This window comes from Staphylococcus petrasii (genome assembly GCF_002902565.1).
Classification (GTDB): Bacteria; Bacillota; Bacilli; order Staphylococcales; family Staphylococcaceae; genus Staphylococcus; species Staphylococcus petrasii.
Window position 1 is genome coordinate 1 of record NZ_PPRC01000008.1, and the last position, 12938, is coordinate 12938.

Consider the following 12938-nt stretch of genomic DNA (forward strand, 5'->3'; position numbering starts at 1 on the left):
CTCGTCAACCTCATCTATATAGTGATGACAATTAAATTTGGTATTCGTTCTATTGATGCCTTATTATTACTAAACATTTAAAATATTTTGAATATGTAAACAAGTATGACTTAAAAAAGTAAATACGTTCAGTGTTTTCTAAATTAATAAGAAATAAAATATATTGCAACATTGAAGTAAATTATATAAGTGATAACATTTCTCAATTAGAAAACGCTTCCATACTTCCTTAAAAAAATAAGCTTTTTGTTAACTTTATTGTAACATTTTTTATATGTTTTTGGGGTATGAGAATAATTCTCATACCCCTTTTTTTGAAATCAATCGTTTTTAAGTGCTTGTTGTAAATTTTTCGCTACTTTTTCAGGAAGTCCTGCAGCTTGTAAATCACTTACACTCGCTTCTTTCATCTTCTTAATAGAACCAAATGTACGTAATAGTTTAGTTTTACGTTTACTTCCAATACCATCTACTGTATCAAGTACAGATTGTAAACCTGTTTTTTGACGAGTTTGACGATGGAAAGTAATCGCAAATCGATGGACTTCGTCTTGAATACGATGTAGTAAGTAGAATGCTTGGCTATTTTTCTTCATTGGCACTACTTCAGCATTAGCGCCGTAAAGTAATTCAGAGGTTTGGTGTTTGTCATTTTTTCTTAAACCAGCGACTGGAATGTCTAAGCCTAATTCATTTTCCAAAACATCAATAACGCCTGACATATGCCCTTTACCACCATCGACGATAATTAGGTCTGGCAAAGGAAGGCCCTCGTTCAATACACGTGTATAGCGACGACGCACGACTTCGCGCATCGATTTATAATCATCTGGGCCTTTTACAGTCTTAATTTTATATTTACGGTAACCTTTCTTATCAGGTTTACCATCTACAAATGTAACCATCGCTGAAACGGGATCTACCCCTTGAATATTTGAGTTATCAAAGGCTTCAATACGAATTGGCGTTTGAATGCCCATACGTTCGCCTAACTCTTCAATCGCTTTAACTGTGCGCGATTCATCTTTAGCAATTAGCTTGAACTTATTATCAAGGGCTACTTCTGCGTTATGATTTGCTAAATCAACCATTTCCTTTTTAGTACCTCTTGCCGGTTGGACAATTTTAGTGTCCACAACAGAATGAATAATATCTTTATCAAGATTTTTAGGAACATGGACTTCTTTAGGTAAAATGTGTTGATTTAAGCTATAGAATTGGCCTATGAAGGTATAAAATTCTTCTTCCTCAGTTTGTTGTATAGGAATCATCGTAGCATCACGTTGAATCATATTACCTTGGCGAATAAAGAATACTTGAATACACATCCAACCTTTAGACACACTATAACCGAAGACGTCTCGAATAGTATTATCTGAAGACATGATTTTTTGTTTTTTAGTTAAATTATGGATATGTTGTATTAAATCTCTATATTCTTTCGCACGTTCAAAATCTAATTTTTCACTTGCATCCATCATACGAGTTTCTAAATTATTCAAAATCGTTTTATCTTCACCATTTAGAAAATCACTAATTTCACGTGTCATTTGAGCATATTTTTGTTGATCAACATCATATACACATGGTCCCATGCATTGCCCGATATGGTAATACAGACATAATTTATCTGGCATGTTGTCACATTTTCTAAATGGATAAATACGATCTAATAACTTTTTCGTTTCTTGCGCAGAATACACATTTGGATAAGGTCCAAAGTATTTACCTGAACCTTTCTTAACGGTTCTTGTAACGATTAATCTTGGATGTTTCTCTTTTGTGATTTTTATAAATGGATAACTTTTATCATCTTTTAATAAAATATTGTAGCGAGGTTGGTATTGTTTAATTAAATTTAATTCTAATAAAAGTGATTCAGTTTCACTTGAAGTTACTATAAATTCAAAATTTCTAATTTCAGCTACTAAACGCGTTGTTTTGGCATCATGCGCGCCAGTGAAATATGAGCGTAATCGATTTCTAAGACGCTTCGCCTTACCTACATAAATGACTTGGTCGTTACGGTCTTTCATGAGATAACAACCTGGTTCAAATGGAACTACGCTCAATTTATCTCTAATCTTATCTTGGTAGTCTGCCATTAATGTCCTCCTTCCTCCTATTTTAAAGACATATAAAAAAGACGGAGCGATTACATTTAATGTAATGCCCCAGTCTTAATTACTTTATAGTCATTCTTATAGATGTTTGTCTAAAACTTCAGCTAAGTTTTCTTTAGGTTGGAAACCAACTACTTTATCGACTGGTTCGCCATCTTTAAATACGATTAAAGTTGGGATACTCATTACTTCAAATTTAGCAGCAGTTGAAGGATTTTCATCTACATCTAATTTTAAGATGTCAGCTTTACCGTCATAATCACCTGCTAATTCTTCTAATACAGGTGCAATCATTTTACAAGGTCCACACCAAGTAGCCCAGAAGTCTACTAATTTAACGCCTGATTGAATGTTTTCATCAAAGTTTGAATCCGTTACTTTTACGATTGCCATAATTGCCAATCCTCCTTAAATTTTGAATGATGAGCAAATTATAACAGACTTTAATCGCATCTGCATTGCTCTTGCTCAATTAATCCATTTCTTGTTTTTAAAAAAAATTACTTATAAATCATTGATTTATTATTTCACTCGCTTTATTGTACGTCAAATAAATAAAAAATCAACTTCCTTGCTTACAAAAACATTATAAATTATTTGAGCTCAGCTACAGTCACGCCGAAGCCACCTTCACTTGGCATACCACCTCGGAATGATTTCACACTTTTATGTTTCTTCAAGTGATTTTGTACGGCTTTTTGTAAGGCACCTGTACCTTTACCATGAATGATATATACTTGCTCATAGTTACTTAACACCGCTTGATCGATATATTGATCTAATTCACCGACCGCTTCTTCATAACGGTAACCTCTTAAGTCTAGTTCTGTTTTAATCGTTTGACGATTTTGACGCGTCACCATTTTAACTGGCTTTTCTTTTTTCTTCTTCGATTTTTCTAAATCTTCAATAGGCAATTTCATTTTAATGATGCCCATTTGCACGACGGCTTCATCATCACCAACAAGTTCTAATACTTCACCTTTTTGGCCATAAGATAAAACTTTCACTTCGTCTCCAGCGTGAATTTCATCATATTTTTGTTTTTGAACATTTTGTTTAATGGATTTTGCTTCATATTGATCATCTAATTGTTTTTTCTTATCAATTAATTCGTGTTCTTTAACATCGGCGCCTTTTTTATCTCGCAATTCGCGTAATTCTTTTAAAATCTCGTCTGCTTCTTTAGTTGCAGATTTTACACGTTGATTTGCTTTTTCTTTGGCCTCGTCCATTAATTTTTGTTCATAATTTTTATACTGTTGATACTGTTGTTCAAGGTCATCATGTGTTGTTTTAGCTTCTCTCAATAATCGGTCTAATTCAATACGTTGTTCATCTACACGTTTTGAATTCTTTTCAAGTGATTCAATCATTGAATTAATTTCTTGTTCATCTGTACCAATCATTGTTTTAGCTTTATTGATGATATTCAGTTTGAGGCCTAATTTTTTAGAAATATCGAAAGCATTCGAACGTCCTGGAACGCCCATCAATAATTTATACGTAGGACTCAATGTATTCACGTCAAATTCAACGCTGGCATTCATTACACCTTCACGATTATAGCTATAAGCTTTAAGCTCTGGATAATGCGTTGTCGCCATTACTAAAGAGCCAATCTCACGAACGTGATCTAGAATACTCATAGCAAGCGCTGCCCCTTCACTAGGGTCCGTCCCTGCACCTAATTCATCAAATAAGACTAAGCTGTTCTTATCTGTCTCTTTCAAAATTTCAACGATATTTTTCATATGAGAAGAGAAAGTAGATAATGATTGTTCGATAGATTGCTCGTCCCCGATATCACAATAAACGTTCTCAAAGACGCTTAATTGGCTACCATCTAATGTAGGAATGAGTAAACCTGATTGCGCCATCACAATGATGAGACCTAACGTTTTAAGTGTGACTGTTTTACCACCTGTGTTAGGACCTGTAATAATCACCGTTTCAATATCATCAATAAATTCAATAGTATTCGCTACTACAGTTTCTCTATTTAATAAAGGATGATAAGCATTTGGTAAATAAACCGTTCTTTCTTTATAAAATGTAGGTTTAGTCCCTTTAATTGAACGCGCATAACGTGCTTTAGCCGTTAAGAAATCAATGTGTCCCATTACAGATTCTGCTACTAAACAGCCATCCGCCTCAGCCGCTACTAATCCCGTTAATTCTGTTAAGATACGCTCACGTTCAACCGCTTCATCATTGCGTAAACGACTAATTTGATTATTCATTTCTACTATTGAAGATGGCTCAATATATAACGTTTGGCCAGACGCAGATTGATCATGCACAATCCCTTTAAAGTCCTGACGATATTCTGCTTTAACCGGAATAACATTTCGGTCATTACGCACCGTAATAATCGCATCAGATAATTTCTTCTGATTCGCTTGACTCTTCACAATACGGTCTAAATTCTGTCTAATACGTTGGTTCGTGCTCGAAATCTTGCTTCGAATGCCTTGTAACTCATAACTTGCATTATCATATAAATCGTACGTATCACATTTCTCATTGATTTCTTGGAAAAGGTCTGAAAGTACTGGTAGCTGGTTCATCTTATCATTCAAGATAGGATATTTAACAACCTCTTCATCTTCTTCAAGTAATTGATTATAAAATGTCTTAAATTGATTCTGAACTTGAATTAAACGTTTAATCAAATTCAATTCAGAAACATTCAGTACCCCACCAATCGTAGCACGATGAATCAATGGTGAGACTTTGGCTAAACCACTTAAACTAGGCATACGATGTTTATTATAAATTTGTGAGATTTCATCTGTTTCATTCATTTGAAACTCTACTGTTTCAAAATCCGTTGCTGGAGACATCTTAGACACTTTTTCACGTCCTAAATCACTCACTGTTTCAGAAGCAACAAATGATTTAATTTTATCAAATTCTAAGACGTCTAATGTTTTTTGTCTCATACAATCCCTCTATTTCTTCAATTTTATATTATTTTCTACTAAATCTTTAAATGCTTCCCTAGACATTGTATTAATGACTCTATCTTTATGGACGAAACCTTTCTGTGCAGTTGCTACACCATATTTCATAAAGTCTAAGTGATCAATATGATGCGCATCCGTATTAATTGTTAATCTAACGTTTGGATATTTTCTTACTATGTCTGCATTTAAATCCAAACGACCTGGGTTAGCATTAATTTCCATAATAGTATTGGTTTCTTCCGCCAATTTCATCAACTGTTCAATATTTGGCTCATAACCTTTACGGCCACCTACAATTCGACCTGTAGGATGTGCAATATGTCTGACATAAGGATTGCGACATGCATTTTCTAGACGCTTCATAATTTCTTCTTCAGGTTGATTAAAGCTTTGGTGAATAGACGCAATCACGTAATCTAATTGCGCTAAAACGTCATAATCATAATCTAATGAGCCATCTGGTAGAATATCCATTTCTGTACCTGAATAGACATCGATTTCTTTATATTCTTCATTCAGTTTTTTAATTTCTTCATTTTGGCGCAATAATCTTTCTACTTGTAAACCATTCGCTACTCTTAAACTTTTAGAATGGTCAGTAATCGCCATAAATTGGTAACCCTTTTCAATATTGGCTTCGATCATTTCTCGAATTGAAAAAGCACCATCACTATATGTCGTATGCATATGGATATCGCCATTAATATCGTCTAACGTAATAATATTGCTTAAATCTTTATCGAATTCACTGCCATCTTCGCGCATCGCTGGGTCTATCCATTCACTACCAAAGTGTTGGTAAATTTCCGCTTCACTTTGGAATTGTAGAAGCGTGCCATCTTGTTGTTCAATACCATATTCACTGACTTTTTCCTTTTTCGCTTTCGCCAGCTGTCTAATGCGAATATTGTGGTCTTTAGAACCCGTGAAGTGTTGTAACGTATGATAGTAAGCAGCAGGTTCGATTAATCTAAAGTCTACACCAACTGTTTCGTCATCATATGTTAACTCAAGCGAAACTTTAGTTTGACCTACAGCCACTTCTTTAACTTTATTCGGAATCTCTAATAATTGTTGTTGCACTTTATCAGGATGGTTTGTGCTGATAATATAATCTAAGTCTTTGCTCATTTCTTTATAACGACGGAAGCTTCCAGCTACAGAATATTTATCAACGTCTTCTAAAGTCTCTAAATATTCACTAATCGTTTGATTTAATTTGCGCATCAACCCAATTGGATAACGATCTTTTTTAGCACCTAACGCTTTCACAGCTTCTAAAATATTTTGTTCCGTCTTTTTAGCAAAACCGCTTAATTCACTCACCTTGCCATTTTCACATGCGACTTGAAGGCTTTCTTTATCTGTAATATTAAGCTCTTTGTACAATTTCGCTATTTTTTTACTACCTAAACCTTGAATCTTCATTAAGGGAATTAATCCTTCAGGTACAACTTGTTGAAGTTCATGTAAGGTAGTTGATTCTCCTGTATTACGATATTCATTGATAACATCCCCTACACCTTTACCAATCCCTTTTAATTCTGTCACATCTTCAATTTCGTCTAAAGTACGCTCATCGATTTCTAAACTTTGTGCTGCCTTTCTATATGCAGAAACTTTAAATGTATTTTCTCCATTTAATTCCATATATATGGCTATTTTTTCTAATAATTGAATTACATCTTTTTTAGTCACTACACTCACTCCATAAAAAGAAGACCAGGACATTTAACATAGTCTTATTGTCCTGACCTCATATCAGTTTTGTTTTATTATAAGTTTAAAATATAGGACGATAACCATGGTGTGTGAAATAAAATGCCACTTCCTATTATTGAATGCGATAAACTTTGTTGTAACCAGTCAACTGGATATAAAGCTACTATGTATAGCACCAGTTGAAGTAAAATGATAGCCAATACTGGACTAATCACACAACCCAATATCCTACTTATTAATGAAATATTTTGATACGTCACTATATTATCAAAAGTTACAATAATAAGATATAAAAGCAACTTGCTAATAAACATAATTAAAATAAAAGCGAAAATGGTATCAAAACGTTGTTGTAACTCATTAAAGTGAAATGCATATGCCGTATCGTAAGCAATTGTCTTGGGGAAAGGTATAAACACAATAAGTTGTTTAGCAATAGAACGATAAAAATGATGCGCAATAATCAACGAGACTATCGTTGCTAATAAATGCAAACTACTGAGCCAAATGCCCCTTCTAAATCCCATCACAATATAATAAATGATGATTAGTACAACAATGACATCAATTAGCATCTATTCTTCTCGATGTTTTAATTGTTGAATTTCTTGACGGAGCTTACGATTTTCCTCTTCTAACTTAACTTTCTCATGCATAATATTCACTGCTGTTAAAATAGATTTTCTTGTTGTATCTAACCCAGATGATTTACGTCCCATTTCTTTTAACTTTTCATCAACTAAATGCGCCACGTAACGAATATGTTCCGGACTGTCTTCCCCGATAATGGTATAATTTTGATCATTAATTGAAACATTAATGCGATTTTTAAACTCTCCCATAACCTCAACTCCTGACGTATTTAAATTATTCTAAAGCCTATCATGGATAGTTATATAGATATTGCAAACTCTCTTAATTAGTAAATAATCACAATATATTATACATGAGCATACCCTTATTTGTAAGTGGCTAGATACTATACTTTTACTTCTAAGTCTTTTCACGTTATCTCCTACTCTAGCTAATATATATGTTATCATTATGTAGGTTTTAACAGTATTTTTGAAAAGTGAGGTCAAGCATCGTAATGGCTAACGTCGTTCATAAATTAACAGAACAAGAGATTCAACAATTGATGCAACAAGTATCATTTGAAACCTCTCAATTACCTAATGGTATGAAAGCACGCACAAAGTATAATCAAACAACGATTAATATATATAATTCTGGAAAAGTTATGTTTCAAGGCAAACAAGCAGAAACGGTAGCACAACAATTATTACCAAATCATGGCGCTAGTTCAAATGCAACTGCATCTAAGGCGAAGCAAACTTCAGCGACTACTATTTCTTACAATCAGTATAACTGTATCGGCAGTGATGAAGCGGGCAGTGGTGATTACTTTGGACCACTTACTGTATGTGCCGCTTATGTTTCAAAAGAACATGCCCAAATTTTAAAAACATTAGGCGTCGATGACTCGAAAAAATTAACCGATCCTAAAATTGTAGAATTGGCAGAACAACTCATTACTTTCTTACCCCATTCTTTACTAACGCTTGATAATATTAAATATAATGAAAGACAAGCTTTAGGTTGGTCTCAAGTTAAAATGAAAGCTGTATTACATAATGAAGCAATAAAAAACGTGACACAAAAAATTTCTACAGATGAATTAGAATACATTGTGATTGACCAATTTGCAGAACGTGGTGTATATCAACGTTATGCCTTAAGTGCACTGCCTTTTCCAGAAATAACGCAATTTGAAACTAAAGGCGAATCAAAGTCATTAGCTATCGCTGCAGCAAGCATTATTTCAAGATATGCGTTTGTGAAGCATATGGATCATATCGCGAAAACAATGCGCTGCGACATTCCAAAAGGCGCTAGCAATAAGGTAGATTTAGCAGCTGCTCGCATTATTGAACAACATGGCATCGCTAAATTAGATAGCATTTCTAAAAAACACTTCAAAAACCGAGAAAAAGCACAAAACTTAGTTAATAAAAAATATAAATAAATTACTAAAGCCACTTCATACAATTACGAAGTGGCTTTTACTTTATTCTTGAAAAGTAGTTCTCAGATAGATAACGAAGCGTAGTTGCGTAGACACCTACATCAATAATGAATTTAAATGTTTTAGTACTTAGTTAAGAAATTCTAAAGTTGAATTTCGAGTGACGTTGCGCGACTCTTGGCGTTTTTTTATTGAACACAAGTGCGCGTGCACTTGCGTAAGGCGTTCTAAGATAGATAACGAAACGTAGTTGAGGGACGCCTGAGGGAGCAGGATGAGTGTCGAGACCAAGGCTCGACCCAGCCCCCTAGGCAAGCATCTCAACTTAAGTGAGTGAACATCTATCTAAGAACGCCTTTACAATACTACAGGCTTGAGCCTTTCCCACTAGAAAGCGAAATAACTTAAGCAAGTGAACATCTATCTTAGAACTCATTGAAAAAGTATGTAAAAAAACTGTCGGCAAAATTGGGAAACTTTGTCGACAGTTTTTATATTATAATCTTTAAATTGATTATCTAATTGTAGCACCTTGTGCTTGTAATGCTTCTAAAATCTTATCGTGAACTTTTGATACGCGTTCGTCTGTTAATGTATCTTCAGTATCTAAATAATTCAATCGAATAGCAACTGATTTTTTACCTTCTTCTAAATGCTCACCTTCGTAAACATCAAATACTAATGTACTTTGAAGAATATCTTCACCATTGTCATGAATAATTTGTTTCAATTCTGATGAAGGCACATCACTATTTACTTCAAGTGCAATATCACGTGTTACACCAGGGAATCTAGGAATAGGTTCATAATTGATGTAACCTACCGCCACTTGCATAATCGCATCATAATTTAATTCAAACACATACGTACGTTTTAAATCATTATCTGCAGCGACTTGAGGATGTAATTCACCAATAAAGCCGATTTCTTTACCTTCTAATGAAATAATTGCAGTACGTCCTGGGTGTAAACCATTAATTTCGCCAGCTTTATAGCTAAATTCTAAGTTCAGTTTTTCAGCCACGCGGTCTACTACACCTTTTGCAATAAAGAAGTCAATTTCTTCTTTTTTACCTTGCCAAGTATTCACTACATATTCGCCAGTTAAAATGCCACTTAAGTATTCTACTTCATTAGGAAGTTCGCCTTCGCCATTGCCAAAGAATACACGACCTACTTCATATAATCTAACGTCTTTGTTTTTACGTGCAACATTGTAAGCTGCCGCTTCAATTAAATGAGGTAATAAACTTTGACGTAATGTAGAATGCGCTTCACTCATTGGCATTAATAAGCTAATAGTTGGACGTTCTTGTAATGCGAAATCTTTGGCATGCTCTTTAGATACTAATGAATACGTAATTGCTTGGTTCAATCCAGCACCTTCAAGTGTTTCTTTAACTGTACGTGTTTTATGTTGGCGGTCAGTTAATTCCCCACTTGTCACTTCGCCGAATACTGGTAATGATGAAGGAATTTCATCGTAACCATAAATACGTGCGACTTCTTCAATCAAGTCTTCTTTAATCGTAATATCTTTACGGCGTGATGGTACTTTAACTGTTAATGTTTCGCCATTTTGTTCTGTTTCAAAGCCTAATTGTTCAAAGATAGCTTTAATTTCATCACTTGATAAATCGAAACCAATTGTTTTGTTTACTTTTTCAGCAGTAATATCAATTGGTGTAATAAATGAACCTAAGTCTCCTGAAGCTACTCTATCTTGTAGCACTTCACCAGATGCATATGTTTGTAGTAAGTAACATGCTCTGTCTACCGCTTCATCGACGAATTCTGTCGCGATACCCTTTTCAAAACGGCTAGAAGATTCACTACGTAAATTTAATCGACGTGATGTATGACGGATTGATACTGGGTCAAAGATGGCACCTTCTACAACCACGTTAGTAGTTTGTTCAGTTACTTCTGAAAAGTCTCCACCCATTACGCCAGCTAATGCGATAGGTTCTTGACCGTTTGAAATCACGATATCAGTATCCACTAACGTACGCTCAGTATTATCTAATGTCGTCATTGTTTCTTTATCTTTAGCTTGACGTACAACAATTTCTTTAGAACCAATATGGTCTTGGTCGAACATGTGTAATGGTTGACCGTATTCTAATAATACGTAGTTTGAAATATCAACGACATTATTAATTGGGCGAATACCTGCTTTAATTAAACGGGCTTGCATCCAAATTGGAGATGGCGCAATTGTAACGTTTTTAACAACTCGTGCGCTGTAGTATGGAACCTTTTCAGGATTATCAATAGTCACTGATAATTCATTTGATGCAGATTCTGAAGTTTCGTTACTTTGAGTTGCTGGTTTCGTCATTTCAGTTTGATATAAAGCTGCTACTTCATAAGCAGTACCTACCATACTTAATGCATCTGCACGGTTTGGTGTTAAATCAAATTCCATTACTTGATCGTTTAAATAAAGGGCTGTTAGCGCATCTGTGCCTGGCTCAACTTCAGTTGGGAAGACAAAGATACCGTTCTCGTAAGCTTTAGGTACGACATTACTTGAAATACCAATTTCTTGTAATGAACAAATCATACCTTCTGAACGTTCACCGCGTAATTTGGCGCGTTTAATCTTGATACCGCCTGGTAAACGACCGCCTACTTTGGCAACAATTACATGTTGGCCAGCATCTACATTTGGTGCACCACAAACGATTTGAACTGCTTCTTCTTCACCAATGTCTACTTGGCAAATATTTAATTTATCAGCGTCAGGATGTTTCTCTTTAGATTGAACATAACCTACTACTAAATTTTTAATATCTTTCGTGTAATCGATAATGTCATCTACTTCAATACCTGTACGTGTAATACGTTCTGCTAAGTCTTCTACTGAGACGCCAGCGTCTACGTAATCTTTTAACCATTCATTTGAAATCAACATTATGCTTCACCTCTATCTTCAACAGCTTTAAATTGATCAAGGAATCGAACGTCATTAGTATAGAAATGACGAATATCTTCAATACCATATTTCAACATTGCAATACGGTCAGGACCCATACCAAATGCGAAACCAGAATATTCATTTGAATCGAAACCGGCCATTTCAAGTACGTTTGGATGTACCATACCAGCACCTAAAATTTCAATCCAACCTGTATGTTTACATACGTTACAGCCTTTACCTTTACATTTGAAACAAGATACGTCTACTTCTACTGATGGTTCAGTGAATGGGAAGTAACTTGGACGTAAACGAATTTCACGGTCTGCACCGAATAATTTTTTCGCTACTAATTCTAACGTACCTTTTAAGTCGCTCATTTTAATATTTTTATCAACGACTAAACCTTCAATTTGCGTAAATTGGTGACTGTGTGTCGCATCATCTGAATCACGACGATACACTTTACCAGGACAGATAATTTTTACTGGACCTTGGCCGTTACGTTTCTCCATTGTACGCGCTTGTACTGGAGATGTATGAGTACGCATTAAGATTTCATCAGTGATATAGAAACTATCTTGCATATCACGTGCTGGATGAGACTTAGGTAAGTTTAATGCTTCAAAGTTGTAGTAATCTTGTTCTACTTCATAACCATCAACAATTTCATAACCTAAACCTAAGAATAAATCTTCAATTTCTTCAACTGTTCTTGTTAAAGGATGTTTAGAACCAATGCTGATTTGACGGCTTGGTAAAGTTACATCGATTGTTTCTTCAGCTAATTGTTGATTTAATTTTTCAGTTTTTAAAAGTTGTTGTTTTTCGTCTAATTCACTTTGAATTGTTTGACGTAATTCATTTACTTTTTGGCCGTAAGCAGGTTTTTCTTCATTAGGTAAATCTTTCATGTTTTTCATTAAGCCACTTACTGAACCTTTTTTACCTAAATATTTAACTTTAACATCTTGTAATTCACGTTCATTTTGAGCTTCATTAATATCAACAAGGGCTTGTTGTTTTAATTCTGCCATTGAATCGTTTTGAGTCATATTACAGACACCTCACGCTTTCTATTTTTTAAAATTTAATACAAAAAAAGACTTTCCTCCCTAAATACTGGGACGAAAGTCTTTCCGTGGTACCACCCAAATTTATGTCTTTATAAAGCATCA

Annotated in this window: 9 protein-coding genes; 1 reads left to right on the forward strand and 8 read right to left on the reverse strand. The window is 34.5% G+C overall.

The window, feature by feature from the left end; translation table 11 throughout:
- Positions 1 to 320 precede the first annotated feature (320 nt).
- From uvrC to zapA, 6 genes are all read right to left on the reverse strand, one after another.
- Positions 321 to 2105: an excinuclease ABC subunit UvrC gene (uvrC, locus tag CD127_RS01595; protein ID WP_103365508.1), complete on the reverse strand. Its 1785-nt coding sequence runs from the start codon at positions 2103 to 2105 to the stop codon at positions 321 to 323.
- A 96-nt stretch (positions 2106 to 2201) separates the two neighbouring features.
- Positions 2202 to 2516: a thioredoxin gene (trxA, locus tag CD127_RS01600; protein ID WP_011276093.1), complete on the reverse strand. Its 315-nt coding sequence runs from the start codon at positions 2514 to 2516 to the stop codon at positions 2202 to 2204.
- Between the two features lie 200 nt (positions 2517 to 2716).
- Positions 2717 to 5068 carry an endonuclease MutS2 gene (locus tag CD127_RS01605; protein ID WP_103365509.1) on the reverse strand — a complete coding sequence of 784 codons (2352 nt, stop codon included), beginning with the start codon at positions 5066 to 5068 and terminating at the stop codon, positions 2717 to 2719.
- 9 nt (positions 5069 to 5077) lie between these two features.
- On the reverse strand, positions 5078 to 6790 hold the full coding sequence (polX, locus tag CD127_RS01610) for a DNA polymerase/3'-5' exonuclease PolX (RefSeq protein WP_103365510.1): 1713 nt from the start codon (positions 6788 to 6790) through the stop codon (positions 5078 to 5080).
- Positions 6791 to 6867: 77 nt separating this feature from the next.
- A complete protein-coding gene (locus tag CD127_RS01615) occupies positions 6868 to 7389 on the reverse strand; it encodes a CvpA family protein (RefSeq protein ID WP_103365511.1) in 522 nt (173 codons plus the stop codon).
- Positions 7390 to 7656 (reverse strand): cell division protein ZapA, encoded by a 267-nt coding sequence (zapA, locus tag CD127_RS01620; protein WP_103365512.1) that lies wholly within the window; start codon positions 7654 to 7656, stop codon positions 7390 to 7392.
- Positions 7657 to 7904: 248 nt separating this feature from the next.
- On the opposite strand from zapA, the gene rnhC reads away from it, so the two are divergent.
- Complete coding sequence (rnhC, locus tag CD127_RS01625; protein ID WP_103365513.1) at positions 7905 to 8840, forward strand: ribonuclease HIII; 936 nt, start codon at positions 7905 to 7907, stop codon at positions 8838 to 8840.
- Positions 8841 to 9354: 514 nt separating this feature from the next.
- On the opposite strand, the gene pheT is transcribed toward rnhC, so the two are convergent.
- Both pheT and pheS read right to left on the reverse strand, forming a co-directional pair.
- Positions 9355 to 11757, reverse strand: a complete 2403-nt coding sequence (pheT, locus tag CD127_RS01630; RefSeq protein WP_103365514.1) for a phenylalanine--tRNA ligase subunit beta — start codon at positions 11755 to 11757, stop codon at positions 9355 to 9357.
- Positions 11757 to 12815: a phenylalanine--tRNA ligase subunit alpha gene (pheS, locus tag CD127_RS01635; protein ID WP_103297414.1), complete on the reverse strand. Its 1059-nt coding sequence runs from the start codon at positions 12813 to 12815 to the stop codon at positions 11757 to 11759. The genes pheT and pheS overlap by 1 nt, the downstream gene beginning before the upstream one ends.
- Positions 12816 to 12938: the final 123 nt, after the last annotated feature.